Here is a 25,050-nt window from a genome sequence, read left to right as displayed (position 1 = left end):
TTCCCATGACGATGACCGGCCAGCGCCTGGTCGAGACGATGACCGAGGCCGAACGGGACCGCGCGCGACGGGTCGAGTCGGTGCTGCCCGCGCTCCGGGAGGCGGCCGCCGGGGCCGACGAGGCCGCCGACTTCCCGGTCCGGCACGTGGAACTGCTGCGCGAGGCGGGACTGCTCGGCCTGGTCGTGCCGGCGGAGCACGGCGGGCTCGGCGGCGGGCTGCGCGACCTGGCCGCGGCCACCTACGCGATGGGGTCGGCCTGCCCGTCCACCGCGCTGGCGTTCTTCTTCCACAACACCAGCGCGTCGCGCGGGCTGCTGCCGCTGGAGGCGATCGAGGCCGGGCTCTTCACCGGCGACGAGGTGCCGGTGGTGCGGGCGTTCGCCGAGAAGGTGCTGACCCGGATGGCGGGCGGCACCTGGATGGCCAACTTCGCCAGCGAGGAGGTCAAGAGCTCCGGCGCCAACATCGCCATCGCCACGACCGCGCGGGCGGCCGACGGCGGCTGGGTGCTCAGCGGCACCAAGTCGTTCGGCTGCGCGACCGGGGTCGCCGACACCTACCTGGTGACGGCCCGGCTGGAGGACGCCGAGACCGCCGACGGGCTCGCGCTGTTCCTGGTGCCGCGCACCGCCGCCGGGGTCAAGTCGCGCGACCCCTGGAACGGGCTCGGCATGCGCGCCTCGGCCAACCACGGCATCACGCTCACCGACGTGTTCGTCCCGGCGGACGAGGCGCTCACCGTGCCGGGCGCGTTCGTGCGGATGTTGCGGATGAGCCGCGGCAGCTTCGTCGGCAACCAGCTGGCGATCTCGGCGGTCTACCTGGGCGCGGCCCAGCGGGTCTACGACGTCGCGCTGGACCGGCTGACGAACAAGACGTTCGCCGACTCCGGCCGCCCGGTCGCGTCCTCCCCCATGCACCAGGTGATCATCGGCGACATGACCGAGCGGCTGGAGACCGCCTACCTGTGGATCCGCCGCCAGCTCGACCTGGAGACCGGCGAGCCGCCGCTGCTGCCCAAGCCGGAGGTCTACCGCCAGTGGCGGATCGCCAAGGGCGACATCGCCGAGGCCTGCTTCCAGGTGGCGCTGGGCGCGTTCAAGGCCTGCGGCACCTCGGCGGCGACGATGGACGGCGTCATCGGGCGCGGGCTGCGCGACCTGGCGATGGGGCTGGTGATGACGTTCCCGGCCGAACGCGGCAGGCTGGAGGCCGCACAGCTGATCACGACCGACAGGGAGAACGAGTTGTTCGCGAGCGTCCGGTCATGAACCTCCCCCCGCTCCGTGACCTCGCCGGCGGCGAGTGGGCCGCCGCGGCGGCGGAGCTGCCGCTGGTCCTGGAGGACCCCGCGACCGGCGAGCCGGTGACGCCGTCGCGCGCGTCGTCCGGCGCCCGCGTCGAGCGGGCCCTCGCCGCCGCCGACGCCGCCGCCCCGTCCTGGGCCGCGACGCCGCCCGCGGACCGGGCGGCCGTCCTGGAGACCGCCGCGGACGCCCTGGAGGCGCGGCTGGACGAGATCGTGGCGCTGGAGTCGTTCGCGACCGGCGTTCCCGTCCGGCAGACCCGCCCGCTCGGCGTCATCGTGGGCGGCTCGTTCCGCCTGGCCGCCGGGCAGCTGCGCGCGGGCCTGGCCGACGCCGGGTCGCTCACGCGCGAGGACGGGCGCGCCGTCGAGGTGCACCGGCTGCCCTGGGGCCCGGCCGCCTGCCTGGTGCCGTGGAACGCCCCCGCGCCGATGGCCGCGCACAAGGTGGCCAACGCGCTGGCCGCGGGCTGCCCGGCGATCCTCAAGCCGAGCGAGTACGCCCCGTACGGCAGCCAGATCCTCGCCGAGGTGCTCGCCGAGGTCCTCGGCGCGCACGGGGCACCGTCCGGCACCTTCCAGTTCCTGCTCGGCGACGGTGAGGTCGGCGCGCGGCTGGTCGGCGACCCGCGGATCCGCGCGGTGTCGTTCACCGGCGGCGCGATGGGCGGCCGGGGCGTGGCGGCCGCGTGCGCGCTGGGCGTCAAGCCGGTGCAACTGGAGCTGGGCGGCAACAACCCGCTCGTCGTGCTGCCCGACGCCGACCTGGCGACCGCCGCGCGCGCCGCGGCCGACCTGCTCACCACGCTCAACGGGCAGTGGTGCCGCGCGCTGGGCCGCCTCATCGTGCCCGCCGACCGCGAGAAGGAGATCGTCGAGGCCGTGGGCGAGCGCCTCGCGGCGCTCCGGGCGGGCGCGCCCGGCGACGAGGAGACCGACCTCGGGCCGCTGGTGCACTCCGCGCACCGGGAGCTGGTGGAGCGGCAGCGCGACGACCTGGCCGGCGAGGTGTCGGCGTGGACGAGCGTTCCCGGCGACGGCAACTTCCTCCCGCCAGCCCTGGTGACGGGGGTCCCGGCGGAGCGCGCCACCGAGGAGATCTTCGGACCCGTCGCGACGGTCCACCCGTACGCCTCGGCGGACGAGGCGGTCGCCCTCGCCAACGGCACCGCCTACGGGCTGGAGGGCTACGTGGTGGGCGCCGACGAGGAACGGGCGCTCGGCGTGGCGCGGCGGATCCGGGCCGGCGAGGTCAAGGTCAACGGCTCCAGCGTGATGAGCCTGCACCTGTTCGCGCCGCGGCCCGCGTGGGGGCTTTCCGGTCTGGGCGAGGAGGGCACGGCGGAGACGCTGCGGTTCTTCACCAACCCGCGCGTGGTCGGGGTCGAGGACGGCTTCGCCCTGCACTCCCGCCCGGAGGGCTCATGACCAGGGTCCTCGTCGCGGGCGCGGGGCCGGTGGGCCTCACCGCGGCGCTCGCGCTGGCCCGCCGCGGCGTCCAGGTCACCGTCCTGGAGGAGGGCGCGGCGCTCGCCAGGGAGTCGCGCGCCTCCACGTTCCATCCGCCGACCCTGGAGATGCTCGCCGACCTCGGCGTGCTGGACGAGCTGATGGAGCGCGGGCTGGTCTCCCGCACCTTCCAGTACCGCGACCGCCGCGGCGGCGTCATCGCCGAGCTCGACCTGTCCGTCCTGGACGGCGACACGCCCTACCCGTTCCGGGTGCAGTGCGAGCAGAGCAAGCTGACGCCGATCCTGCGCTACCACCTGACCGCGCTCGGCGGCGAGGTGCGCTTCCGGTCCCCGGTGCGCGACGTGCTGTCCCGCGAGGGCGGCGTGGTGGCCCTGACCGGGGACGGGCAGCGCCACCACGGCGACTGGCTGATCGGCGCGGACGGGGCGCACTCGCGGGTGCGGCGCGCGCTCGGCGTCGCGTTCGAGGGCATCACCTATCCCGAGCGGTTCCTCGTCGCCTCCACCCGGGAGGACCTGGACCGCCTCATGCCCGGCATCGCGGCCGTCAACTACGTCTTCGACCCGGAGGAGTGGCTCGTCCTGCTGCGCACGCCCGACCACTGGCGGGTGCTCCTCCCCACCCCCGAGGACACGCCCGACGAGGACGAGCTGGCGCGGCTGCCGGACCGGCTGCGCGGCGTCGTCGACAAGGACTGGGACGTCGCCCACGCGAGCCTGTACCGCGTGCACCAGCGCGTCGCCGCGACCTACCGCTCCGGCCGCGTGCTGCTGGCCGGGGACGCCGCGCACGTCAACAACCCGCTCGGCGGCATGGGCATGAACAGCGGCATCCACGACGCCGTCCAGTTCGCCGCCGCCCTGGCCGACGTGCACGACGGCGGCGGCGACGGCGGGCTCGACCTCGTGGCCGGGGTGCGCCGGGACGTCGCGCTCTCCTACGTCCAGCAGGTCTCCCACGCCAACTGGGAACGCCTGCGCTCGGCCGATCCGGCGCGGCACCACGCGGAGCTGCGGGCGCTGGCCGCCGACCCGGGACGGTGCCGCGAGCACCTGCTGCGCACCTCGATGATCGCCTCGCTGCGCGACTCGGCGCCGTCGGTGCCATGACCGGCTGGATCGAACGGGAGAACCCGGCGCGCATCGGCGAGATCGTCGGCCGGGTTCCGGTCGGCGGCCCGGCGGACGTCGACGCCGCCGTCCGGCGTGCCGACGAGGAGCAGCGGGCCTGGCGGGAGCGCCCGGTCGAGGAACGGGCGGGCGTCCTGCGGGAGGTGGCGGACGCGCTGGAGGCCGACGGCGGCCTGGCCGAGCCGCTGGCGCGCGAGACCGGCAAGCCGCTCGCCGACTGCCGGGGCGAACTGCGGTTCTCCGCCGCCTTCCTGCGCTGGGTCGCCGGCCACGCGGCGGCGGCGCTGGCCGACCGCGCGGTGGACGACGGCGCGGGCCGCCTGCTGTTCCGGCAGCGCCCGTACGGGGTCGTCGCGGCGGTGACGCCGTGGAACGCGCCGGTCGTCCTCGCCCTGCTCAAGGTCGGGCCCGCGCTGGCGGCGGGCAACACGGTGGTGGTGAAACCCTCGCCGCTGGCGCCGCTGACGATCACGCGCGTGCTGGCGGCCTTCCCGCCGGGGGCGGTCCAGGTCGTCCACGGGCACGCCGCGACGGCCCGCGCGCTGGCCGGGCACGAACGGGTCTTCAAGGTCGCCTTCACCGGCGGCGACGCGGCCGGCCGCGCGATCGGCGCCACGGCCGCCCGGAGCCTCACGCCGACCGTGCTGGAGCTGGGCGGCAACGACCCGGTCGTGCTGCTGGACGACGCGGACCTGTCGGACGCGGCGATGGACCGGCTGGTGATGGCCTCGTTCGCCACCGCGGGCCAGGTGTGCATGGCGGCCAAGCGCCTGTACGTGCCGCGGCGCCTGCACGACGCGTTCACCGCTGCCTACGTCGCGGCGGCCGACCGCACGGTCGTGCTCGGCGATCCGCTCGCCGAGGGCACCACGGTCGGGCCGGTCATCTCGGCGGAGGCCGCGCTGCGGGTCCGCGCGATGACGGCCGCCTCGCTGGCCGGAGGGGGCCGGGAGATCGGGCTCGGCACGGTCCGGGCCGATCTCGCCGCGGGCCATTACGTGCGCCCGGCGCTGCTCACCGGGGTCGCCGACGACGCACCTGTGGTCGCGGCGGAGCAGTTCGGGCCCGTCGTCCCCGTGCTCGCCTACGACACCGAGGACGAGGTGGTGGCCCGCGCGAACGCGGGCGACCTGGGGCTGGCGGCCTCGGTGTGGTCGGCGGACGAGGACCGCGCGTTCGGCGTCGCCCGGCGGCTCGAGGCGGGCTTCACGTTCGTCAACACCCACAACCGCACCGGGATGTCGCTGCGCGCCCCGTTCGGCGGGGTCAAGCGCAGCGGCCACGGCCGCGAGTACGGCGTGGACGGGCTGCTGGAGTACGCGCAGACCTGCGTCGTGCACGCGCCGGCGGCGTTCCGCGCGGGCGGCGCCGGGCTGGGCGCCTCGGCCTACCCGGCCTGACGCGGCGGCGGGAATCAGCACGAAACTGGGGTCTTGACGGCGGGCGGCGTACGGGGCCTAATAGCGCCAGTATTGGAAACACCGTTTCGTTCAGCGAAACGGTGTTGGGTGCACCTGGAGGCCCCATGCCCCCGACCGTCCGCCGCGCCGTCCGGCTGCTGACCGCCGCCCTGCTCGCGGTCGCCCCGCTCACCGTCGCCGTTCCGGCTCCCGCCGGGGCGGCGGTGACCAGGGTCCAGACCACCGTCGACATCCGCTGCGCGTTCACGACGCTCAAACAGAGCGCCGACTGGTACTTCCCGACCGGGCAGCCGCAGGGCCTGATCTGGCTCCAGCACGGCTTCGCCCGCGCCAACGACCACGTCAGGGACCTGGCGGGCAAGTACGCCGGCGCCGGCTACCTGGTCTTCTCCCCGACCCTGCCGTCCGCCCACCTGCTGGGATGCACCCTGCAGAACATCGGCAACAACACCGACTTCCTCAACAACGTCGCCGACCTCTTCGGCAAGGCGTCCGACCCGGCCGACAAGCTCGGCCGCAGCCTCGCCGCGGCCAGGAGCCAGGCCGGGCGGCCCGAGGTGACGATGCCGTCGCGGATGCTCTTCTCCGGGCACTCGGCCGGCGGCGAGGCCGCGCTGTACGTCGCCGACCGGGTCCGCTCCACCTACCCGGGCGCCTGGTCCGGCCTGCGCGGCCTGGTGCTGCTCGACCCGGTCAAGTCGTTCATCGGCGACAACACCGACGCGTCCCTCGGCCGGCTCGCCGGCACGGCGCTGCCGATCCTGACGGTGTCGGCCCCCAACTCCACCTGCAACAACAGCGGCTCGGGAACCGCCGCCGTCCAGAGCATCCTGCGCAAGCCGTTCGTGGGCGTGCGGATCACCTCGGGGGTGCACACCGACGCCGAGGGCGCGAGCACCGACTCGGTCGGCACGATCGCCTGCGGCACCCCGCAGGCCGCCAACGTCGCGATCCTGCAGACGCTGGCGGTCGGCTGGGCGCGGGACGGCTTCAACGGCACCCGCACCCCGGACTACTACCCGGGCGGCGCCTACTACCAGGGCCAGCTGTCCGGCGGCAAGATCCAGACCCTGGCCGGCGCCTCATCCTGATCCGGCCCGCCCCGAACGGCGGAGCCCCGCGTGCCCGGCACGCGGGGCTTCGCCGTTCCCGGCGGTGCGCGCGGTCCACACGATCGCCGCGAACAGCACCGCCTCGCCGAGGTTGCCCAGCGGCGGCATCTGGAAGGCCACGGCGGACGCGGCGAACATGACCAGGGAGCCGAGGGCGAGCCAGGGCGCGCGGTCCCGCCGCCAGACGGCCACGCCCACGCCGAACAGCACGACGATGACCACGATGGCGGGGATCGGCGGGCCGCCCGGCTCGGCGTGGACGTAGCGGAGGGTGCCCGCGTACGTCTCGGGTTCCAGGCTCAGGCTCGCCAGTTCGACGACGAGGCCCCAGGCGACGAGCACCGCGGCGAGCACGACGGCCCAGGCCCGCCGCCGCACGAGGGTGGCCGCCCAGACGACCAGGAGAGGCGTGAGGAACGCGTGTCCCACGTACCGGGGCACGCTGAGCCGGTGCAGCGGGTCCCCCTCACCGACGAACGCGCCGGCACCGAAGATCGCCGAGTCGTAGGCGAGCCCGGCGCCGACCGCGACGAGCAGCAGCGCGGGCAGCGGGGCGGACGGCGCCGCGAGGGGCGAGGGGGATGCCCCCGCGGGTGCGCGGGGACCACGGGGGACCGCCGCCAGCATGGCGAGCTGGACCGCGGCGAGCAGGAGCAGCGCTGCCGAGACCACGCGTCAGCTCTCGAAGTCGACGCAGACGCGGGCCGCCAGCCGGGGCCGGAGCCAGCCCGCCACCTCCAGGTGGGCCGGGTGCTCCTGGTAGCCGCGCAGCTCGGCGACCGAGGCGTGCGTGGTGATCATGCAGAGGTCGTGGGAGACCCCGGACCGCACGACGTCGAGCCCGACGGTCATCGCGGCGATCTCGTCGACCGCGCCCACGAGCCCTTCGAGCAGCTTCTTGGCCTCGGGGCCGTCCGCGGGGTCGGTGAACTTCATCAGCACCACATGGGTCAGCATCGCGGGCCCTTTCCTCTGGTCATCCTGAGTCCGCGATTGTAGGTTTGCGAAACAGCGTTTCGCTAGGGGAACCAGGAGGCTCCATGGGTCCGGTCCGGGTGGCCGCCGTCCAGTTCGAGGTCGGGCGGGACGTCGAGGCCAACCTCGCCACGTGCCTGCGGATGATCGACCGCGCGGCGGCCGAGGGCGCGCGGCTGATCGTGCTCCCCGAGTTCTGCAACCACCTGTCGTGGTACGCCGACCGGGCGGAGGCGCACCGGCTCGCCTGCCGGCTCGGGGACGGCTTCCTGAGCGCGATCGCGGCCAGGGCCCGGACGCACGCCGCGTACGTCAAGGTGAACGTGACGCTCGCCCGCGACGGGGGGCGGACGACCGGCACCAACGTGCTCTTCGCCCCCAACGGCGCGGTGGTCGCGGAGTCCGACAAGCTCGTGCTGATGGGCGCCGAGGGCGATCATCTCGACCCCGGGACGGCCACCGGGCCCGTGGTGCCGACCGAGCACGGCAGGCTCGGCCTGTACGCCTGCATGGAGGGCGTGATCAGCGAGGTCTGCCGCGATCTGGCGGTGCGCGGCGCGCAGGTGCTGCTCAACGGCCTCAACTCGTTCGCCACCGACGAGGCGAGCCTGCACATCCCGGTGCGCGCCGCCGAGAACCGCGTGTGGGTGGTGGCCGCCAACAAGGTCGGCCCGCTGCTGCCCGCCGAGCTCCTCCCCTCGATCGGCGAACGCCTGGGCGTGCCGCCGGAGTGGCTGCACGGGGCCGGCGAGAGCCAGATCGTGGCGCCGGACGGCACCGTCCTGGCGAAGGGGCCGCGGACCGGGGAGGCGGTGGTGGTCGCCGACATCGACCCGGAGCTGGCCGACGCCAAGACGCGCCCGGACGGCACCGACGTCTTCGCCGCCCGGCGCCCCGAGGTCTACCGCCCGATCACCGAGCCGCCGCGCGTGCGGGGCTCCGCGCCGGGCGCCGAGAAGCTGGCCGTCGCCGTCGTGACCCCGGAGCCCGGCGCGGATCCGCGCGCGCGGGCTGACCTGGTGCGCGAGGCGGCCCGGGGCGGCGCGGAGCTGGTGGTGCTCCCCGAGCTCTCCTTCGGGACCGAGGCCGGCCCCGGCAACGTCGCCGCCGAGCTGAGCGCGGCCGTCCGCGGCACCGGCGCGCACGTGGTCACGAGCGTCCGGGACGGGCGGTCCCACGTGGGGGTGCTGGTCGGCGCGGCCGGGCTGCGGGCGCGCCAGCCGCAGCTGCACGCGACCGCCCGCCACGCCGCCTGGGCCACCGGGCTCGGGGACGAGATCCAGGTGATCGACCTGCCGTGGGGGCGCCTGGCGATCGTGGTCGGCGACGACGCGATCTACCCGGAGACGTTCCGGCTCGCGGCGATCGCCGACGCCGACGTCGTGGCCGTGCCCTTCACGCCGTCCGAACCCTGGGAGACCCGGCTGGGCCTGCTCGAACGTTCGGCGGAGAACCGGCTGAACGTGGTCGCGGCGGGGCCGGGCGGGGGGCTGATCCTGGCGCTGCCCGCGGACTTCACGTTGTGGACCCGGTGGGAGGGGCCGTTCACCGGGCGCATCAGCCATCCCCTGGTCACCGCGTCCGGCGGCCCGGTCACCGCCGCGACCGTCCACCCGGCGCAGGCGCGCAACCGGCACGTCTCGAAGAACACCGACCTGGTCGGCGGGCGCCCCTGGAAGGCCGTGGCGGCGCTCGCGGAAACAGGCGAAACCGCACCGTAACAGCACGTCCATTGACACACGTGGACGCCGTTCCTAGGTTGGAAACGGTGTTTCCACTAGCGAACCGAGTGGAGTTCTGTTGAAGGAGACCCTGCAGCACGTCGAGCAGATGGTGGACGAGTCCCCCGTCGTCGACGTGACCGAGACCTTCCGGCAGTTCGAGGAGCTCCTGGCGGAGCTCAAGGCCAAGGTCGACGGCCGTTTCGAGCTGGCGCGCGATCCGTCCACGCTGGCGCTGGAGTCGTACGGGAACCACCCGGACGGCCCGGGCGGGCGGCTCGCCGCCTACTCCGGCCCCGAGATCGACTGGATGGTCCACTCCTGGCTCGGCAACCCCAAGGCCAGCTTCGCCAACCTGCACCTGACGGTGTGGCTCGGCCCGCAGGTCAAGGTGCCGCACCTCGGCATCGCCCTGCTGGTGTGGCCGGAGGGCTGGTTCTACCTGGACTCGGTGCCGCGCGTTCACCTGATGCAGGACGGCGACTACTACGACCGCTACTACGAGCCGCTCAACGCCGGCTGGCTGGCCGTCAAGGAGGAGAACCCGGAGCTGGAGTGGTTCACCAGCCGCGCGGGCTTCATCCGGGCGAGCCTGTCCCCCACCGCCCAGTGTTACTCGTTCCCGCGCGCCGAGAAGAACATCGACCTGGTGCGCCGCCTCACCCACGAGCACGTCGACCGGTGGCTCGGCTGGGTGGACGAGGCCGAGCCCGTGCCCGGGGACGAGCGGGCCGCGCTCGCCGCGTCCGACCTGGCCATCCGCCGCAACATCGCCGAACGCGACCCCGCCAACGTGATGGGCGTGCGGTTCTTCGGCCAGGAGACCACCGACCGCCTCGTCCGCGGCCTGTGGGGCGGCGACCGCGAGCTGCCGCGGCCCGGGGCGCCGCGATGACGACCACGGTCCGGTCGCTCTGGTGGGCGGCCGTGACGGACGGCGAGCCGCCGTTCGGCACCGCCCACCTCAGGATCTACTACCCCGCGCGCGCCGCGGGCACCGACGCCGAGCGGCTGACCGGTGTGCTCCCGCCCGACCCGGACGGCGCCCCGTTCCCGGTGGTGGTGTTCTGCTCGGGCGTCAACGTCGGGCAGGACTCCTACCGGGTGTTCGCCGCCGACCTCGCCGCGGCCGGGTTCGTCGTCGTCACCTTCGACCGGGTGGCCGAGCTGTTCGGCGGCCAGGTCGGCCTGACGCCCGGGGTCGACCTGGACGCGGCGCGGCCGGACGCCTACGGCACCCGTCCCACCTGCCCGGCCATCGCCACGGTGCTGGAGGCGGTCACGGAGGTCGACCTGCTCAAGGGCATGCTCGACCTGGACCGCGTCGCGCTCGGCGGGCACTCGGCGGGCGGCACGGTCGTCCTGCAGTCGGCGCGGTTCGTCCCCGGCGTGCGCGCCTGCTTCGCCTGGGGCACGCACACCATGGTCGCCACGATGCTCGGCTGGCCGGCCGGCACGGTGCTGCCCGCCCAGGCGGACTGCCCGGTGCTCCTCGGCGTCGGCACCCGGGACGGCGTGATCATGGGCAGCTCCGACCGGTACGGCGAGGACGGCGGCGCCGGCCACGACCCGGTGAGCCGCACCTTCCACGAGGCGCTCGGCGGTGCCGGCGACCTGCTGGCCGTCGTGCCCGGCGCCAACCACTTCCTGATCGCCGAGCCCGCCGACCCGACGGCGGCCCGCGCGTTCCTCGATCTCGACCCCGGGACCGATCCCGGGGCCGCCCGCCGGGCGTACACGGACCTGGTCGTCTCCTTCCTCCGCGCGCACCTGCGCGGCGACGAGGTGACGCCGGAGGCCGATCCCGCGCTCGTCGAGCTGCGGCGCAGGTAAGGAGAGTCGGAGCCCATGCTCAAGAACTTCTGGTACGCGGTGGAGTTCGCGCACGCCGTCACCCGCGCGCCGCGCAAGGTCACCTGCCTCGGGCAGGACTTCGTGCTCTACCGCAAGCGGAGCGGCGAGGTGGTCTGCCTGTCGGACCTGTGCGTGCACCGCGGCGGCGCGCTGTCGATGGGCCGGCTCGTGGGCGACGAGGAGATCGCCTGCCCTTACCACGGCTGGCAGTACGGGCCGGACGGCGGCTGCGTGAAGATCCCCGCCAACCCGGAGGGCCGCGGCATCCCCAGGAAGGCGCGCGTCGACGCCTACCCCGTCCGGGAGGAGTACGGCCTGATCTGGGCGTTCCTCGGTGACCTGCCCGAGGAGGAGCGGCCGCCGCTGCCGCACTTCCCCCAGCACGACGACCCGGCGTTCCGGGCGGTCTACTTCGAGATGGAGCTCGACGCCAACTACGAGCGCACGTTCGAGAACGTGGTGGACGCCGCGCACACGCCGTTCGTGCACGGCACCTCGTTCGGCAACCCGGACAAGCCCGAGATCCCCGACTACGAGATCACCCAGGACGAGTGGCACGCCGAGGCCGACATCCTGCTCAGCCCGCCGCCCGCCAAGGGCCTGTGGAAGCGGCTCTACAAGGAGAAGCCGGAGCAGGTCGTGGTCACCAACGGCTGGTACCTGCCCAACATCGTCAAGCTGCACGTCCGGCTGCCGTTCGGCGACCTGATCCTCTACGACCACAACGTGCCGATCAGCCAGGACCGCACCCTGGTGAAGATCGTCGGTTACCGCAACTTCTTCACCGGCAAGTGGGCCGACGGCAACGCGCTCAAGCGCATCGAGAAGATCCTGCTCCAGGACAAGCCGGTGGTCGAGAGCCAGCGCCCGGAACTGCTGCCCTACGACCTGTCCGACGAGCTGCACCTCCGCAGCGACGCGCTCCAGGTCGCCTACCGGCGGCGGCGCCGCGAGCTGATGGCCGACGGCTGGTGGGTCGGCGACGACGACGTGGTCACCGGCGACGGGCCGCGCCGCCGCGCCACCGTCATCCCCTCCCCCGCCCGTCGCGAGGACCCCGAGCTGGCGCGGGCGTGGCTGCACAAGTCCCGTGGCGAGCCCGCCGGCAACGGCGCCGTCGAGAAGGAGCGAGCGTGAGCCTGCCCAAGGAGCTCTGCGACCGGACCCTGGAGTCCCTCGCCGACGACCTGCGCACCGTCTACGCGCGGGACCTCGTGAGCCCGATGTCGCCCGACCCGGTCGGCCGGATGACCGTCTCCACCGGGGCGGGCCTGGCCAAGGTCGTCTACGTCGGCCTCACGGTGCCGCGGATCGGCATGGACAGCCACATGGTGTTCGCGTTCACCCCGGCCGGGTCCGCGGTGCCGCACTTCACCCTCGACTCGGTGGAGGCCAACGGGTACCTGGCCTTCCACCTCGACCTGGTCCCGCGGGCCGAGCTCGCCTCGCACCTCCCCTACCTCAACGCCGCGTTCCAGCCGCTCACCCCCGTGTTCGAGGAGGCGAGCGAGCTGTTCGGCGCGTCGCGCGCGGCGATCTCGCCGCGCCAGTACGCGATGATGTCGCCCTGGATGCTGGTGCACCGCGCCGACGAGGAGCGGTTCCGGCGGGTCGGCGGCTTCGCCGACGCCTACCTGGGGCACTGGCGGGCGCTGCTGGACAAGGGCCTGCCCGGCGAGGTGCTCGACGACCTCGCCGGCACCGACCTGGCCGCGCGGGACGCCCGCAACCGCGCCGCGCTGTTCAGCCGCGAGGTCGACCCGGTGTGGGCGAACGTCGCCCGGCTGCTCGGCGACGAGGAGACCGACCGGATCCGCGCCGAGCTGATCGCCGACGAGGTGCGCGGTGGCTGACGAACCGAGCGAGTGGCAGCGCCGGATCGCCGGCGAGTGGCACGGCCGGCCGTCGTTGTTCGACGCGGACGGAACGTGGCGCGGGTACGAGGACATCCGGCGCTCGTCGGTGTTCGAGGACGGCGTCACCACGTACTACATGGACGGCGGGCTGGAGGGCGGCGGGCCGCTCGCGGGACGGTTCCGGCTGGGGGCGCCGTTCGCGTTCGGCGTCACCGACTCCGACCAGAACCGGATCTACACCGGCCCGGACTTCCACGGCACCGGGCAGCCCTACGGCGGCTTCGTGGACGCGCACTACTACGGTCCCGGCTGGCAGGTCGACCTCAACACCTGGAACCACGTGCTGCCCGACGGCGAGACGCAGGTCTACTCGTCGGTGCTCTACCAGGGCTGGGCGGTGGTCGGCTGCTTCAACGGGGTCTACCGGCGCAGCACCGACTACGAGACCAACCCCCAGACCCGGACGTCCATCGACGGGTTCCTGGGCGAGGAGACCCGCAACGGGCCCACGCCCTTCATCCTGCCGACCAAGGCGCCCGGCGCCTTCACCGGCACCTGCGAGTTGTGGGGTGCCGACCAGAAGCTCGCCGGCGAGGTCACGGTGACCATCGCCCTGCGGCCGCTGGACCTGCTGCGCAACCGGCTGGACGTCACGTGGGAGGGCGCCGCCGACCGGCGGTTCACCGTGGACTGGCGGCGCGACGGCTTCCGCTCGTTCTCCGAGGGCCCGGACGCCTGGGGCAACGCCCAGGCCTACGGCCGGGCGAACTACCTGAGCCTGCACCTTCCCGGCGCGTGGAAGATCAAGGGCCGCGAATTCGTCGTCGACGCCGCACCCGGCATGAGCGCGGGCCGGACGCTGACCGTCGTGTACGAGATCTTCGACGGCGCCGTGCTGCACTCCGTCCTGCACGGCGTCCTGAACTGGGAGGCGGCATGACCACCGTCGTCGTCACCGGGGGCACCCGCGGCATCGGCCACGGGCTCGTCCGCGAACTGCTCGCCCGCGACTGCCAGGTCGTGTTCTGCGGGCGCACGCCCGAGGCCGTGGACCGGGCGCTGAAAGAGCTGAACGAGCCGGACCGCCTCCTCGGCGTCACCTGCGACGTGACCGACCGCGACCAGGTGCAGGCCCTGTGGGACGCCGCCGCCGGCGCGTTCGGCCGCGTCGACCACTGGATCAACAACGCGGGCGTCTCCACCTCCCGCGGGCCGGTCTGGGACGTGCCGGCCGACCAGCTCGGCACGGTCGTCGGCACCAACCTCCTCGGCGTCATGCACGGCAGCGCGGTGGCGTGCGCCGGGATGCGCGCCCAGGGCGGCGGCACGCTCTGGAACATGGACGGCCTCGGCAGCGACGGGCGGCGGGTCGCGGGCCTGGCCCCCTACGGCGCGACCAAGCGCGCCGCCGCCTACCTCACCGACGCGCTGGCCAAGGAGCTCGCGGACGGCCCGGTCAAGGCGGCGCGCCTCTCCCCCGGCATGGTCGTCACCGACCTGCTCATCCAGGACTACGACCCGGCCGAGCTGGAGAAGGCCAAGAAGATCTTCAACATCCTGGCGGACCGGGTCGAGACCGTGACCCCGTGGCTCGCCGACCGCGTCCTCGCGGGGACGCGGAACGGCGGGCGCGTCGCCTGGCTCACCCGGCGCAAGATCGCGGCCCGCTTCGCCACCGCCTCGTTCCGCAAGCGCGACCTCTTCGGGGACCCGGGGGACGCGGCATGACCGACTATCCCGTCGCGCTCGCCGCCGAGGACTTCGTACCGGTCGTGCTGACCACGGTCGGCATCGCCCTGCTCGTCCCGTACGTGTCCGGGCGGCGGGGCGAGCAGGCCGGGCGCCTCACCGCCCTCGCCGCGGCCTTCGCCGGCGCCGGCGGGCTGTCCAAGGCCACCTGGAAGCTCATCGTGGCGCTCGACGGCCCCGACCTCCAGTGGCTCAACCAGGCCCTGTTCCCGCTGCTGATGATCGGGTTCACCCTGCTGGCGCGGGCGCTCCTGCCCGAGAGCCGCGGCGTCGCCTACGCGCTCGCCGCGGTCCCCGTGCTCGGCCTGGTCTGCTCCGCCCTGCTCCGGGACACCTGGCCCGCGATGGTGCTCACCATCGTGCTGGTCAGCGTCATCGCCGTACGGCTGGCGCTGCTCGCCCGCGCCGACGGCGACACGACCGCGGCGGCGCTCTTCGGCGTCTGGCTCGCCGGGCAGTACGTGCTGGGCCCGCTGGCCGCCCGGCCCGACCAGACCGTCGCGCTGCAGTGGATCGAGCAGGGCTGCAACACCCTGACGCAGGCCGCCTTCGCCTACGGGGCGTGGCGCCTGGCCTCCCGCACCAAGGAACCGGTGAGAGCATGACCGACGCACTCGGATGGCGCCGCAAGTTCGGGGTCATCGCGCCCTCGACCAACACGATCGTCGAGCCGGACTTCTACGCCATGACCGTGCCGGGCGTCACCGCCCACTTCTCCCGCATCCACATCCGCGACCAGAACATGGCGGGCGACGCCGGCATGGAGCGGCTGCTCGAGCAGATCCGCGACGAGATCGGCGCGGCCTGCGAACGGGTCATGACCTGCGAGCCCGACTACATGGTCATGGGCATGTCCGCGGAGACGTTCTGGGGCGGCGTCGAGGGCAACCGCGCGTTCGTCAAGCAGATCCACGACCTGACCGGCCTGGAGGTCGCCACCGGGGCCGAGGCCTGCGAACGGGCCCTGAACCTCGTCGGCGCCCGCCGGATCGGCGTGATCACCCCCTACCAGCCGGTCGGCGACGCGAACGTCCGCACGTTCTTCGGCGAGCTCGGCTTCGAGGTCGTCAAGGTGATCGGCCTGAAGTGCCCCACCGCGGTCTCGATCGCGCACGTGACCGAGGACGAGCTGCGCGACGGCCTGCGCGAGCTCGCCGCCGAGGACGTGGACGCCCTCGTCCAGTGCGGCACCAACCTCTCCATGGTCCGGCTCGCCGACGAGGCCGAGCGCTGGCTCGGCCTGCCCGTCATCGCGATCAACGCCGCCACCTGGTGGATGGCCCTGCGGGACAACGGCATCACCGACAAGGTCCACGGCGCCGGCCGCCTCCTGCGCGAGTTCTGAGCCCGGAGACGACCGGGCCCGCCCGCCGCCGGGCACGGCGAAGGGCCGGAGCGGGGGCTCCGGCCCTGATGACGCTCCGCCGCCTCCGGCGGCCCGATCCGGCTACTTGAGGAACGGGAGGCGCTTGACCAGCGCGGTCTCGCCCCACCAGCGGCCGAGCCCCAGGGTGTTCCCGGCGCTGACCAGGGCCAGGCCGATGATCACGAGGGCGTAGATCAGGTGGTCGTCCATGAACGGGTTGTTCTCGGGGGGCAGCACCGCGGTCCACATCATCACCAGCAGGAGGGCGCCGCCGGCGGCGGCGATCCGCATGCCGATGCCCAGCAGGAGCGCGAGGCCGACGCCCGCCAGTCCGATCATGAACAGCCAGTCCGCCCAGGCCATGCCGGCCAGGTCCTTGTAGATCCCCTCGAACGGGCCCGCCGGCGCGTTCTTGAGGAACCCGGCGGTCGGGCTGCCGCCCTCGATCCAGGCCTGCGCCCTGGCGGTCTCGTGCCCGAGCCCGAAGGTCTTGTCCAGGAAGGCCCACACGAACACCCAGGCGAGCGACAACCGCGTGATCGCCCAGACGTAGCGTGCGGCCGCCGACTCGGTCAGCGGGGCGGGGGCGGTCAGATGGGGTCGCGGCAAGGTCCGGTGCCGCTTGTCGACGGGACGCTCCGCAACACTCATGACGTTCCACCTCTTCTCCGGTCCCGGGCCTCGGTGGCCCGGTATCTCTACGATCTCTCCGCCGGGTGCCGGCCGGTAGGAACGTTGGTCGCGAGTGATCAAGGACTTAGGTCCTGGCATCGGGGACGTTCGCGGCGGGTGGCGGCCCGCCTCCGCCGCCCTTCGGATCGCCCGGGACCTTGGTCCCTTCAGGTCCGATTTGTCGGGTACTAACGTTGATCGCACCGAGACAGGGAGACCACGATGACGACCTCGGACACCGAACGGAACCGCCCCATCCGGGTGTTCCTCACCGACGACCACGAGGTGGTCAGGCGGGGCGTGGCCGCGCTGCTCTCCGCCGAAGGCGACATCGAGGTGGTCGGGGAGGCCGGGACGGTCGCGCAGGCCCTGGCCCGCATCCCGGCGGCGCGCCCCGACGTCGCCGTCCTCGACGTGCGCCTCCCCGACGGCGACGGCATCTCCATCAGCCGCGAGATCCGGTCCCGGATGCCCGAGGTGGCGTGCCTCATGCTGACCTCGTTCGACGACGAGGACGCGCTCTTCGAGTCGGTGATGGCGGGGGCGGCGGGCTACGTCCTCAAGCAGATCCACGGCTCCGACCTGGTCGGCGCCGTCCGCACGGTCGCGTCCGGGCAGTCCTTGCTCGACCCCGCCAGCACCACCCGGATGCTGGCCCGGCTGCGCGAACGCCAGGAGCGCCACGCCGACCCGCTGGCCGCGCTGTCCGACCAGGAACGCCAGATCCTGGACCTGATCGGCGAGGGCCTGACCAACCGGCAGATCGGCGAGCGCATGTTCCTGGCGGAGAAGACCGTCAAGAACTACGTGTCGAGCCTGTTCGCCAAGCTCGGCATGAGCCGCCGCACCCAGGCGGCGGCCTTCGTGAGCCGGTTGAAGGCAACGCCTCCCCACTCCGGCTGACGGCGCCGCGCTCCCCGCGGGCGCGCAACCCCGCGGACGGTTACGCCTCCTCGGTGAGGACCTCGCCGACCGGCCGCCGGACGGTGGTGAACCCACCGGCGGCGACGCCCAGCCGCAGGATGATCTGAGGGTGGTCGCCGGCGCAGAACCGGGCCCCGATGAACGCCCTGAGCTCGGGGACCTCCAGGGCCTGCGTGTGGAACGCCGCCGACACCTCGCCCTCGGCCGCCGCCCGCAGCAGCACGCGCTGCATCGCCTGTCCCGCCTTGAGCCGGTCCGCGGGCCCGTCCCCCTTGGTGGTGAGGACGCAGGCCACCCCGGCGGCGGGCTCCTCCGGCCGGTCGCCGGCGGCCGTCTCGGCGCCCCAGCCGTGCCCGCGCCCGAAGGTGCGCCCGGCGAAGTGCGGCTCGGTCCGGGGCTCCTCCTTCGGATAGGCCGCCTCGTGCACGCCCTCGCGGCGCGGGTTGCCCGGGGCGGGCGCCCAGCGCGCCAGTTCGCCCGCGTAGGCCGGGGTGAGCCGGTGGAGGTGCTCGGCCGCGACGGTCAGCGCGGCGATCGCCCCCTGGGTGTGCGCGTCCACGATCACCCGCAGGGCGGCGCCCTCGCGCTGTGCCTCCTGCCGCAGCAACGCCAGCAGCCCCTCGGGCACCGGATCGGGCTTGAAGGCGCCCCGGTGGGTGCGCCGCCGCCGGATCTCGCCGTACAGCCGCCGGTTGTCGTCGGTGGCGCCCGCCCGTCCCTCCAGATGGACGTCGGCGAGCAGGTTCGGCCGGTCCGGGTCGGGCAGCAGATCCACCCGCGGCTCGTAGCCCAGCTCCCGGGCGGCCACCCGCAGCGTGAACAGCGCGGCGCCGCAGCTGATCTGCGCCTCCCGGCCGTCGGGGTCGGCCACGGTCAGCCGCCGGTCGGCATCGGCCCGCAGGCTGATCCGGGCGCCCCGCCGGCCGAACAGCCACGGCTGGGTGTTGTGCACCGACGGTGCCCAGGTGGCCGCGTCCACCGCGGCGCGCGCGTCCTCGGCGAGCTTGGCGTCCATGGTGTTCTCCCTCGTCGCGGGCCGGATCACCAGTCCACCAACGCGGGACGGCGCCGGTTCAGTGCCGAAGGTCCCCGCTCGCCGGGACCTCCGGCCGCGAGCGCGGCACCAAGGCCCCTGACCGCCCGGGGCCGCACCGGCCGAGACTGGAACCGCCGCCGATCTCAGGAGGTCGACAATGGCCGTACGCAGTCCCCTGGAGGACCGCACGGTGGCCCAGGTCATGACCACCGACCTGCTCACCATCACGCCCGACGACTCGGTGCTCATGGCGTGGGAGCTCATGTGCCAGGCCCACGTCCACCATCTGCCCGTCGTCAACGACAAGGGCCACTTCATGGGGGTGATCGACGCCCGCGGCCTGGCCACGACGTGGGAGGCGTCAGGCCCCGGCCGGGCGCGCCGGCCCGTCCGCGAGATCCTGCCGGGCACGCCGATCCTGGCGGTCCGGCCGGACGACCCCGTCCCCGCCGCGGCCCGCGCCATGCTCAGCGCCGCCACCGACTACGTCGGGGTCATGGACGAGCGCGAGGCCCTGATCGGCCTGCTCACCGCGCACGACCTGATCCACGCGCTCGCCGGGGGCCCGCCCCGCGAGCCCCGCCCGCGGCCCGGCATGCCGTCCCTCTACCGGATCGAGCCGGTCCTCCCCCGGCCCGTGCACGAACCCGAGCCCGGCCCCGGCCCCGGCACGATGCCGCACCCGAGCCGCAGCCGCATGTCCCCGGACTAGGGCGTGACGAGGTCGAGCAGGTGCGCGAGCATGCGTTCGGGGTCGGGCGCGATGCCGGTGAAGAGCCGGAAGGCGTGCGCGGCCTGGAAGACCACCATGCCGCCGCCGTCCAGGGTGCGGCAGCCCAGGCTCGCGGCGTGGGCGAGGAGCTCGGTCCGCATGGGCCGGTAAATGACGTCGGCCACCCACAATTCCGGGTGCAGCAGCGCGTCCGGCACGGGCATGCCCGGGTGGGCGACCATCCCGATCGGGGTGGCGTTCACCAGCCCGTCCGCCGCCGCGAGCAGCTCCTTGAGGTCGGCGACGGCACCCGCCCTCGCCCGGCCGGGACCGAACCGCGCCTCCAGCTCGGCGGCCAGCGCCTGGGCCCGGGACGGCCGGACGTCGACCACGGTGACCTCGTCGGCGCCGAGGGTGAGGAGCGCGTGGGCGACGGCGGCGCCGGCGCCGCCCGCCCCGGTCTGGACGACCCTCCGTGTCCGGGCGTCCGGCAGGCCGCGGGCGAACGACTCGGCGAACCCCGTCCAGTCGGTGTTGTGGCCGATGGCGCGGTCGCCGTCGAACGTCACCGTGTTGACCGCGCCGAGCCGGGCGGCGTCGGGCGAGAGCTCGTCCAGGTGCTCGATGACGGTCTGCTTGCACGGATGGGTGATGTTGAGGCCGGTGAAGCCCAGCCGCCGGGCCGAGCGGACCAGGTCCCCCGCGGCCTCCGGGGGCAGCCCCAGCTCGTCGATGTCGATCGTCCGGTAGAGGTAGCGCAGGCCGTGGTGGTCGGCCTCGCGGTGGTGCAGCGCCGGGCTGAGCGAGGTGGTGATGGTCGAGCCGATCAGCCCGATGAGATGGCCGGTCACGCGCGCTCCTTGCCGATCAGCCGGGCCAGGTGGTGCAGGGCCAGCTCGTAGCCGTGCGCGCCGGCGCCGCAGATGACGGCGTCGGCGACCGCGGCGACGTGGGAGGAGGCGCGGAACGCCTCGCGGCGGTGGATGTTGGTCAGGTGCACCTCCACCACCGGGATCCCGGCGGCGGCCAGCGCGTCGCGCAACGCCACCGAGGTGTGGCTGTAGCCGCCTGCGTTGATCACGATCCCGGCCGCGGTCTCCCGCGCCTCGTGCACGGCGTCGATCAGGACCCCTTCGTGGTTGCTCTGCCGGACGTCGACGTGCAGCCGGTGCTCGGCGCCGACGGTGCGGCACCGGGCCTCCACCTCGGCCAGCGAGGTGGTGCCGTACAGGCTCGGCTCGCGCTCGCCGAGCAGGTTGAGGTTGGGTCCGTTGAGGACCAGGACGGACGGCTGCATCGATCTCCTGTCGGGTGTCACGGGGTCAGGCGACCGCCACGACGCGGTCGCCGAGCGGGCCGGGCAGGCGCGGGAAACGGCGCAGGACCTCGGGGTCGTGCCCGGCCACGACCAGGGCGGGCCCGCCGGCGAGCTCCTTGATCCGGTCGAACGCGCCGTACATGCCGGTCATGCTGTGCAGGATCGCGAACGGGCGGTCCTCCTCGACGTTCTCGTAGAAGTGGCTCGCGTCGGAGGCCAGCACGACGTGGCCGCGGGCGGTCCTGACCCGGACCACCTGCATGCCCGCGGTGTGGCCGCCGACGTGGTGGACGCTGAGCCCCGGCACGATCTCGGCGTCGCCGTCGACGAGCCGCACCCGCCCGGCGTCCCGGGCGCCGAGCAGGTGCTTCATGTCGCGGTCGCTGACCAGCCAGCGTTCACGTTCGATGCGCTCGGCCCAGGGGCCGGTCCAGTAGTCCAGCTCCGAGCGCTGGACGACGTAGCGCGCGGCGCCGAAGGCTTCGGCCGTGCCGGTGTGGTCGTAGTGCAGGTGGGTCAGCACCACGTGGTCGACCGATCCGGCGGCCACGCCCATCGCGGCGAGCGTCTCCACCGGGGAGGCCAGGTAGTCCAGGTACGGGAGCTCGCCCGCCCGGTCCGGGGAGATGCCGGTGTCGATCACGACGGTGTGCCGGTCGGACACCGCGAGCCAGACGTAGTACGCCGTCGGGTGGGGCTCGTCCCAGCGTTCGTCGTAGCCGTGGAAGTGCTGGCCGCGCCGGGCGTCGCGGTGGCCGTAGCAGATCGCGTACACCCGGTGCACGTCCGGTGACCGGTGCACGTCCGGTGACCCGTGCACGTCCGGTGACCCGTCGCTCATGACCGTCCCGGGACGCTCTCGCGCGCCATCCCGGCCGGGACCCGGTCGCCGGGCTTCATGCCCAGTTCCTCGGTCGGGACGTGGGCGGTCTCCCGGCCGGTCGCCACGGCGGCGACGTTCACCAGGCACAGGACGGCGGTGACGACCGCGACCCCGAACCACGCGTCCTTGCCGGAACCGGCGATAGCCCCCGCGATGGTCGGCGCGAAGCCGGCGATCGCGAAGCCGATCTGGGTGCCGATGGCCGTGCCCGACAGGCGGACGCGGGCGCTGAACATCTCGCCGTAGAAGGCCGGCCACACACCGCTGGTGGCGCTGTGCACGAGGCCGAACATCACGATGCCGAAGAAGAAGATCAGGCCCCAGTTGCCGATCGAGATCGACCACAGGTAGCCGAACATCAGCACGGCGCAGCCCAGCGAGCCGCCGATGAAGATCGGCTTGCGCCCGACCCGGTCGGCCATGTTGCCCCAGAACGGGATCGCGGCGAGCGCGGCCAGGTTGGCGAGCACGCCCACCCACAACATCGGCGTCTTGCTGAGCTCGATGGTGTTGACGGCGTACGAGAGGGCGTAGACGGTGAAGATCGTGCTCACCGAGGCGATCACGGCCGCGACCATCACGCGCAGCACGTCCCGCCAGTGGTCGCGGAACAGCACGGCCAGCGGCATCTCGGCGACCTCGCCCTGCGCCGCCTGCTCCTCGAACACCGGCGTCTCGGCCAGCCGGTTCCGGATGACGTACGCGGCGATCATGACCAGCGCGCTGAGCCAGAACGGCACGCGCCAGCCCCACGACAGGAGCTGGTCCTCGGGCATGGCGGCGATCGGCAGGAAGATCGCGGTGGCCAGGATCTGGCCGGCCTGGGTCCCGTTGAGGGTGAAGCTGGTGTAGTACGCGCGGCGGTGCGAGGGGGCGTGCTCCAGCGTCATGGAGTTGGCGCCGGCCTGCTCGCCGCCCGCCGACAGGCCCTGCATCAGCCGCAGCGTGACCAGGAGCACCGGTGCGAGCACTCCGACCTGCGAATATGTTGGGAGACAGCCGACCAGGAAGGTCGCGACGCCCATCAGGGAGACGGTGAAGACGAGGACCTTCTTGCGGCCGAAGCGGTCGCCGACGTGGCCGAGGACGAACGCCCCCACCGGGCGGGCGAGGTAGCCGACGCCGAAGGTCGCCAGCGCCAGCAGCGTGCCCGCGGCGGGCTCGGAGTCGGGGAAGAAGACCTTCCCGAACACCAGGGCCGCGGCGGTCCCGTAGATGAAGAAGTCGTAGTACTCCAGGGCGCTGCCGATCCAGGCGGCGAGGGCGGCCTTGCGGGGCTGGCCCTGGTGGGGTGAGAGCGCCTGGCCGGCCGGCGGCGGGGCGTCGGGGTGGTCGGTCATGCGGGGGTCTCCTCGGTCGCGGTGCGGGGGCGGGGCGGGGAGCAGGAGCCGTACGTACTAGATAGTTAATTATTTGGGCTGCCCGTATCGTGCTGGTGGCCGGCGTCACATGTCAAGTCCCCGAACCTCGATGACCTCCATGGATGGACCGCGACGACGAGGTGAAATAAGCTAACGAACCAGTTCGTCCAATCCGATCCGTTCCCGGGAGGCGTGTCTCGTCATGCGCAGGTCCATCGCGACGGTGTCCCTCAGCGGCACGCTGGCCGACAAGCTCACCGCCATCGGCGCGGCCGGTTTCGACGGGGTCGAGATCTTCGAGAACGATCTGATCGCGAGCGGCCTGAGCCCGGAGGAGGTGCGCCGCCGGTGCGCCGACCTCGGCCTGAGGATCGAGCTCTACCAGCCGTTCCGGGACCTGGAGGCGGTGCCGCCCGCCGAGTTCGCCCGCTCGCTGCGCCGGGCCGAGCACAAGTTCGCGGTGATGGAGCGGCTCGGCGCGACCCGCCTGCTGGTCTGCTCGAACGTCTCCCCCGCGGCGGTCGACGACGACGCCCTGGCCGCCGAGCACCTGCGGCTGCTGGCCGAGCGCGCCGCCGAGCACGGCGTCCGGGTCGCCTACGAGGCCCTGGCGTGGGGCCGGCACGTCAACGACTACCTGCACTCCTGGCGGATCGTGCGCTCCGCCGACCACCCGAACCTGGGCCTGTGCCTGGACAGCTTCCACATCCTGGCCCGCGACGTCGATCCGTACGCCATCGAGACGATCCCCGGCGAGAAGATCTTCTTTCTTCAGCTGGCCGACGCCCCGTCCCTGCCGATGGACGTCCTCTACTGGAGCAGGCACTACCGATGCTTCCCCGGGCAGGGCGACCTCGACGTGGCCGGCCTGGTCTCGCACGTGCTGCGCACGGGCTACGACGGGCCGCTGTCGCTGGAGGTGTTCAACGACATCTTCCGGCAGGCCGCGTCCATGCGCACCGCCCAGGACGCCATGCGCTCCCTGATCGCGCTGGAGGAGCGGGTCGGCGGCACGATCGGCGAGCTCCCCGGGCACGCCTCGCTCACCGCCCCGCCGCCCGCCGTCACCCCGACCGGGTTCGCGTTCGCCGAGCTGGCCGTCCCGCCCGCCGCCGCCCCCGGCGCCACGTCCAGAGCCACGTCCGAGGACGAGGCTGCCGGCGAGCCGCTCGGCCGCCTGCTCGGCGCGCTGGGGTTCGTCCGGACCGGGGTGCACGCGCACAAGCCGGTCGAGCTGTGGGAGCAGGGCGAGGCGCGGATCCTGCTGAACGCGGGCAGCCCCGAGGGGCGGGAGGGCCCGGCGCTCAACGCGATCGGGCTGGAGTCCCCCGACCCGGCGGCGGCGGTCAAGCGCGCCGAGTCGCTCCTGTCCCCCGTCCTGCCGCGGCTGCGCGACCCGCACGACGCGCAGCTGGACGCGGTGGCCGCCCCCGACGGCACCGAGGTCTTCTTCTGCCGGACCTCGCAGCCCGACCACACCAGCTGGCTGGACGACTTCAGCGAGGACCGCCGCGACCCCGCCGGGGCCGCGGGCGGCATCACCCACATCGATCATGTGGCGCTGACCCAGCCGTGGCACCACTTCGACGAGGCGTCGCTGTTCTACCAGAGCGTCCTCGGGCTCCGCCCGCACCAGAGCCTGGAGCTGCCCGACCCCTACGGCCTGCTGCGCAGCCGCGCGGTGTCGACGCCGGACGACCGGGTGCGGATGGCCCTCAACGTGGCCTACGTCGGCGCCGCCGACGGGCGGCCGGACGTGGCCTGGCAGCACGTCGCGCTGGCCAGCGCCGACATCGTCGCCACGGCGCGACGCCTGCACGAGTCGGGCACGGCGCCGCTGGCCGTGCCCGACAACTACTACGACGACCTCGAGGCCCGGCACGACCTGGGCGCCCGGCGGCACGCGCTGCTGCGCGAGCTGAGGCTCCTGTACGACCGGGACGAGCACGGCGAGTTCCTGCACTTCTACACCGCCACCACCGGACGGGTGTTCTTCGAGGTCGTGCAGCGCCTGGACGGCTACCGGGGGTACGGCGCGGCCAACGCGCCGGTCCGCCTGGCCGTCCAGCACGCGCGGCTCCACCACAGGTCCGGCTGACCCGCCCGCACGCCCGCCCCCCGGACAGGCCGGCGCCGGAACGCCCCTCCGGCGTCATAGGATGAGCCTGCTTCCGTAGT

General features: G+C 73.7%; 25 protein-coding genes. 17 read left to right on the top strand and 8 right to left on the bottom strand.

Features of this window, described 5'->3' with window-relative positions; translation table 11 throughout:
• Positions 1 to 5 precede the first annotated feature (5 nt).
• The 5 genes from ABZ810_RS33515 to ABZ810_RS33495 all read left to right on the top strand — a co-directional run bounded on the left by ABZ810_RS33515 (position 6) and on the right by ABZ810_RS33495 (position 6,424).
• Positions 6 to 1,274 carry an acyl-CoA dehydrogenase family protein gene (locus tag ABZ810_RS33515; RefSeq protein ID WP_358410120.1) on the top strand — a complete coding sequence of 423 codons (1,269 nt, stop codon included), beginning with the start codon at positions 6 to 8 and terminating at the stop codon, positions 1,272 to 1,274.
• The gene (locus ABZ810_RS33510; RefSeq protein ID WP_358410118.1) at positions 1,271 to 2,737 is read left to right on the top strand and encodes an aldehyde dehydrogenase family protein; all 1,467 of its coding nucleotides are present in this window, start codon (positions 1,271 to 1,273) and stop codon (positions 2,735 to 2,737) included. The genes ABZ810_RS33515 and ABZ810_RS33510 overlap by 4 nt, the downstream gene beginning before the upstream one ends.
• The gene (locus ABZ810_RS33505; RefSeq protein WP_358410117.1) at positions 2,734 to 3,891 is read left to right on the top strand and encodes an FAD-dependent oxidoreductase; all 1,158 of its coding nucleotides are present in this window, start codon (positions 2,734 to 2,736) and stop codon (positions 3,889 to 3,891) included. Before ABZ810_RS33510 ends, ABZ810_RS33505 begins: the two co-directional genes overlap by 4 nt.
• On the top strand, positions 3,888 to 5,312 hold the full coding sequence (locus tag ABZ810_RS33500) for an aldehyde dehydrogenase family protein (protein WP_358410116.1): 1,425 nt from the start codon (positions 3,888 to 3,890) through the stop codon (positions 5,310 to 5,312). The genes ABZ810_RS33505 and ABZ810_RS33500 overlap by 4 nt, the downstream gene beginning before the upstream one ends.
• A 125-nt stretch (positions 5,313 to 5,437) precedes the next feature.
• The gene (locus ABZ810_RS33495) at positions 5,438 to 6,424 is read left to right on the top strand and encodes a hypothetical protein (RefSeq protein ID WP_358410114.1); all 987 of its coding nucleotides are present in this window, start codon (positions 5,438 to 5,440) and stop codon (positions 6,422 to 6,424) included.
• Here ABZ810_RS33495 and ABZ810_RS33490 read toward each other — a convergent pair.
• Entirely contained in the window at positions 6,416 to 7,117 is a 702-nt protein-coding gene (locus ABZ810_RS33490) for a hypothetical protein (protein WP_358410113.1), read from the bottom strand. The two genes, ABZ810_RS33495 and ABZ810_RS33490, sit on opposite strands and share 9 nt — an antisense overlap.
• Positions 7,118 to 7,120: 3 nt before the next feature.
• Entirely contained in the window at positions 7,121 to 7,402 is a 282-nt protein-coding gene (locus ABZ810_RS33485) for a Dabb family protein (protein WP_358410111.1), read from the bottom strand.
• An 83-nt stretch (positions 7,403 to 7,485) separates the two neighbouring features.
• Between ABZ810_RS33485 and ABZ810_RS33480 the strand changes: the two genes are divergently transcribed.
• The 9 genes from ABZ810_RS33480 (at position 7,486) to ABZ810_RS33440 (ending at position 15,945) form a co-directional block, all read left to right on the top strand.
• Entirely contained in the window at positions 7,486 to 9,141 is a 1,656-nt protein-coding gene (locus tag ABZ810_RS33480; RefSeq protein WP_358410109.1) for a nitrilase-related carbon-nitrogen hydrolase, read from the top strand.
• Positions 9,142 to 9,220: 79 nt separating this feature from the next.
• Positions 9,221 to 10,036, top strand: coding sequence for an oxidoreductase (locus tag ABZ810_RS33475; protein WP_358410107.1), 816 nt, complete (start codon positions 9,221 to 9,223; stop codon positions 10,034 to 10,036).
• Positions 10,033 to 10,974, top strand: a complete 942-nt coding sequence (locus ABZ810_RS33470) for a dienelactone hydrolase family protein (protein WP_358410105.1) — start codon at positions 10,033 to 10,035, stop codon at positions 10,972 to 10,974. The genes ABZ810_RS33475 and ABZ810_RS33470 overlap by 4 nt, the downstream gene beginning before the upstream one ends.
• Positions 10,975 to 10,989: 15 nt before the next feature.
• Positions 10,990 to 12,132, top strand: coding sequence for an aromatic ring-hydroxylating dioxygenase subunit alpha (locus ABZ810_RS33465; protein ID WP_358410104.1), 1,143 nt, complete (start codon positions 10,990 to 10,992; stop codon positions 12,130 to 12,132).
• On the top strand, positions 12,129 to 12,848 hold the full coding sequence (locus tag ABZ810_RS33460) for a hypothetical protein (RefSeq protein WP_358410103.1): 720 nt from the start codon (positions 12,129 to 12,131) through the stop codon (positions 12,846 to 12,848). Before ABZ810_RS33465 ends, ABZ810_RS33460 begins: the two co-directional genes overlap by 4 nt.
• On the top strand, positions 12,841 to 13,791 hold the full coding sequence (locus ABZ810_RS33455) for a hypothetical protein (protein ID WP_358410102.1): 951 nt from the start codon (positions 12,841 to 12,843) through the stop codon (positions 13,789 to 13,791). The genes ABZ810_RS33460 and ABZ810_RS33455 overlap by 8 nt, the downstream gene beginning before the upstream one ends.
• Positions 13,788 to 14,579, top strand: a complete 792-nt coding sequence (locus ABZ810_RS33450) for an SDR family oxidoreductase (RefSeq protein ID WP_358410100.1) — start codon at positions 13,788 to 13,790, stop codon at positions 14,577 to 14,579. Before ABZ810_RS33455 ends, ABZ810_RS33450 begins: the two co-directional genes overlap by 4 nt.
• Positions 14,576 to 15,205 carry a hypothetical protein gene (locus ABZ810_RS33445; RefSeq protein WP_358410098.1) on the top strand — a complete coding sequence of 210 codons (630 nt, stop codon included), beginning with the start codon at positions 14,576 to 14,578 and terminating at the stop codon, positions 15,203 to 15,205. The genes ABZ810_RS33450 and ABZ810_RS33445 overlap by 4 nt, the downstream gene beginning before the upstream one ends.
• Entirely contained in the window at positions 15,202 to 15,945 is a 744-nt protein-coding gene (locus tag ABZ810_RS33440) for an arylmalonate decarboxylase (protein ID WP_358410097.1), read from the top strand. Before ABZ810_RS33445 ends, ABZ810_RS33440 begins: the two co-directional genes overlap by 4 nt.
• A gap of 102 nt (positions 15,946 to 16,047) precedes the next feature.
• On the opposite strand, the gene ABZ810_RS33435 is transcribed toward ABZ810_RS33440, so the two are convergent.
• The gene (locus tag ABZ810_RS33435; RefSeq protein WP_358410095.1) at positions 16,048 to 16,617 is read right to left on the bottom strand and encodes a hypothetical protein; all 570 of its coding nucleotides are present in this window, start codon (positions 16,615 to 16,617) and stop codon (positions 16,048 to 16,050) included.
• A 243-nt stretch (positions 16,618 to 16,860) separates the two neighbouring features.
• On the opposite strand from ABZ810_RS33435, the gene ABZ810_RS33430 reads away from it, so the two are divergent.
• The gene (locus tag ABZ810_RS33430) at positions 16,861 to 17,541 is read left to right on the top strand and encodes a response regulator transcription factor (protein WP_358410093.1); all 681 of its coding nucleotides are present in this window, start codon (positions 16,861 to 16,863) and stop codon (positions 17,539 to 17,541) included.
• Between the two features lie 40 nt (positions 17,542 to 17,581).
• Here ABZ810_RS33430 and ABZ810_RS33425 read toward each other — a convergent pair whose 3' ends face one another.
• Positions 17,582 to 18,577, bottom strand: coding sequence for a hypothetical protein (locus tag ABZ810_RS33425; protein ID WP_358410092.1), 996 nt, complete (start codon positions 18,575 to 18,577; stop codon positions 17,582 to 17,584).
• A gap of 178 nt (positions 18,578 to 18,755) precedes the next feature.
• On the opposite strand from ABZ810_RS33425, the gene ABZ810_RS33420 reads away from it, so the two are divergent.
• Positions 18,756 to 19,310 (top strand): CBS domain-containing protein, encoded by a 555-nt coding sequence (locus tag ABZ810_RS33420; protein WP_358410090.1) that lies wholly within the window; start codon positions 18,756 to 18,758, stop codon positions 19,308 to 19,310.
• On the opposite strand, the gene ABZ810_RS33415 is transcribed toward ABZ810_RS33420, so the two are convergent.
• The 4 genes from ABZ810_RS33415 to ABZ810_RS33400 are packed head-to-tail and all read right to left on the bottom strand — an operon-like array spanning position 19,307 to position 22,851.
• The gene (locus tag ABZ810_RS33415) at positions 19,307 to 20,161 is read right to left on the bottom strand and encodes a shikimate dehydrogenase (protein WP_358410089.1); all 855 of its coding nucleotides are present in this window, start codon (positions 20,159 to 20,161) and stop codon (positions 19,307 to 19,309) included. The two genes, ABZ810_RS33420 and ABZ810_RS33415, sit on opposite strands and share 4 nt — an antisense overlap.
• Positions 20,158 to 20,607: a type II 3-dehydroquinate dehydratase gene (aroQ, locus tag ABZ810_RS33410; protein ID WP_358410087.1), complete on the bottom strand. Its 450-nt coding sequence runs from the start codon at positions 20,605 to 20,607 to the stop codon at positions 20,158 to 20,160. Before aroQ ends, ABZ810_RS33415 begins: the two co-directional genes overlap by 4 nt.
• Positions 20,608 to 20,632: 25 nt before the next feature.
• Positions 20,633 to 21,469: an N-acyl homoserine lactonase family protein gene (locus ABZ810_RS33405; RefSeq protein WP_358410085.1), complete on the bottom strand. Its 837-nt coding sequence runs from the start codon at positions 21,467 to 21,469 to the stop codon at positions 20,633 to 20,635.
• A complete protein-coding gene (locus tag ABZ810_RS33400) occupies positions 21,466 to 22,851 on the bottom strand; it encodes an MFS transporter (RefSeq protein WP_358410083.1) in 1,386 nt (461 codons plus the stop codon). Before ABZ810_RS33400 ends, ABZ810_RS33405 begins: the two co-directional genes overlap by 4 nt.
• Before the next feature lie 223 nt (positions 22,852 to 23,074).
• On the opposite strand from ABZ810_RS33400, the gene ABZ810_RS33395 reads away from it, so the two are divergent.
• Positions 23,075 to 24,970: a TIM barrel protein gene (locus ABZ810_RS33395; RefSeq protein ID WP_358410082.1), complete on the top strand. Its 1,896-nt coding sequence runs from the start codon at positions 23,075 to 23,077 to the stop codon at positions 24,968 to 24,970.
• Positions 24,971 to 25,050: the final 80 nt, after the last annotated feature.

The sequence above is a fragment of the Spirillospora sp. NPDC047279 genome, from assembly GCF_040643285.1.
In the GTDB taxonomy this organism is placed as follows: domain Bacteria; phylum Actinomycetota; class Actinomycetes; order Streptosporangiales; family Streptosporangiaceae; genus Spirillospora.
Note: the sequence above shows the minus strand (reverse complement) of the source record. Positions and strands in the feature narration are given on the sequence as shown.

Bases quoted from the DNA above. Each gene is read 5' to 3' on its own strand.
- ABZ810_RS33515 (WP_358410120.1), top strand. From the start codon at position 6: ATGACGATGACCGGCCAGCGCCTGGTCGAGACGATGACCGAGGCCGAA.
- ABZ810_RS33510 (WP_358410118.1), top strand. From the start codon at position 1,271: ATGAACCTCCCCCCGCTCCGTGACCTCGCCGGCGGCGAGTGGGCCGCC.
- ABZ810_RS33505 (WP_358410117.1), top strand. From the start codon at position 2,734: ATGACCAGGGTCCTCGTCGCGGGCGCGGGGCCGGTGGGCCTCACCGCG.
- ABZ810_RS33500 (WP_358410116.1), top strand. From the start codon at position 3,888: ATGACCGGCTGGATCGAACGGGAGAACCCGGCGCGCATCGGCGAGATC.
- ABZ810_RS33495 (WP_358410114.1), top strand. From the start codon at position 5,438: ATGCCCCCGACCGTCCGCCGCGCCGTCCGGCTGCTGACCGCCGCCCTG.
- ABZ810_RS33485 (WP_358410111.1), bottom strand. From the start codon at position 7,402: ATGCTGACCCATGTGGTGCTGATGAAGTTCACCGACCCCGCGGACGGC.
- ABZ810_RS33480 (WP_358410109.1), top strand. From the start codon at position 7,486: ATGGGTCCGGTCCGGGTGGCCGCCGTCCAGTTCGAGGTCGGGCGGGAC.
- ABZ810_RS33470 (WP_358410105.1), top strand. From the start codon at position 10,033: ATGACGACCACGGTCCGGTCGCTCTGGTGGGCGGCCGTGACGGACGGC.
- ABZ810_RS33465 (WP_358410104.1), top strand. From the start codon at position 10,990: ATGCTCAAGAACTTCTGGTACGCGGTGGAGTTCGCGCACGCCGTCACC.
- ABZ810_RS33450 (WP_358410100.1), top strand. From the start codon at position 13,788: ATGACCACCGTCGTCGTCACCGGGGGCACCCGCGGCATCGGCCACGGG.
- ABZ810_RS33445 (WP_358410098.1), top strand. From the start codon at position 14,576: ATGACCGACTATCCCGTCGCGCTCGCCGCCGAGGACTTCGTACCGGTC.
- ABZ810_RS33440 (WP_358410097.1), top strand. From the start codon at position 15,202: ATGACCGACGCACTCGGATGGCGCCGCAAGTTCGGGGTCATCGCGCCC.
- ABZ810_RS33435 (WP_358410095.1), bottom strand. From the start codon at position 16,617: ATGAGTGTTGCGGAGCGTCCCGTCGACAAGCGGCACCGGACCTTGCCG.
- ABZ810_RS33430 (WP_358410093.1), top strand. From the start codon at position 16,861: ATGACGACCTCGGACACCGAACGGAACCGCCCCATCCGGGTGTTCCTC.
- ABZ810_RS33425 (WP_358410092.1), bottom strand. From the start codon at position 18,577: ATGGACGCCAAGCTCGCCGAGGACGCGCGCGCCGCGGTGGACGCGGCC.
- ABZ810_RS33420 (WP_358410090.1), top strand. From the start codon at position 18,756: ATGGCCGTACGCAGTCCCCTGGAGGACCGCACGGTGGCCCAGGTCATG.
- aroQ (WP_358410087.1), bottom strand. From the start codon at position 20,607: ATGCAGCCGTCCGTCCTGGTCCTCAACGGACCCAACCTCAACCTGCTC.
- ABZ810_RS33405 (WP_358410085.1), bottom strand. From the start codon at position 21,469: ATGAGCGACGGGTCACCGGACGTGCACGGGTCACCGGACGTGCACCGG.
- ABZ810_RS33400 (WP_358410083.1), bottom strand. From the start codon at position 22,851: ATGACCGACCACCCCGACGCCCCGCCGCCGGCCGGCCAGGCGCTCTCA.
- ABZ810_RS33395 (WP_358410082.1), top strand. From the start codon at position 23,075: ATGCGCAGGTCCATCGCGACGGTGTCCCTCAGCGGCACGCTGGCCGAC.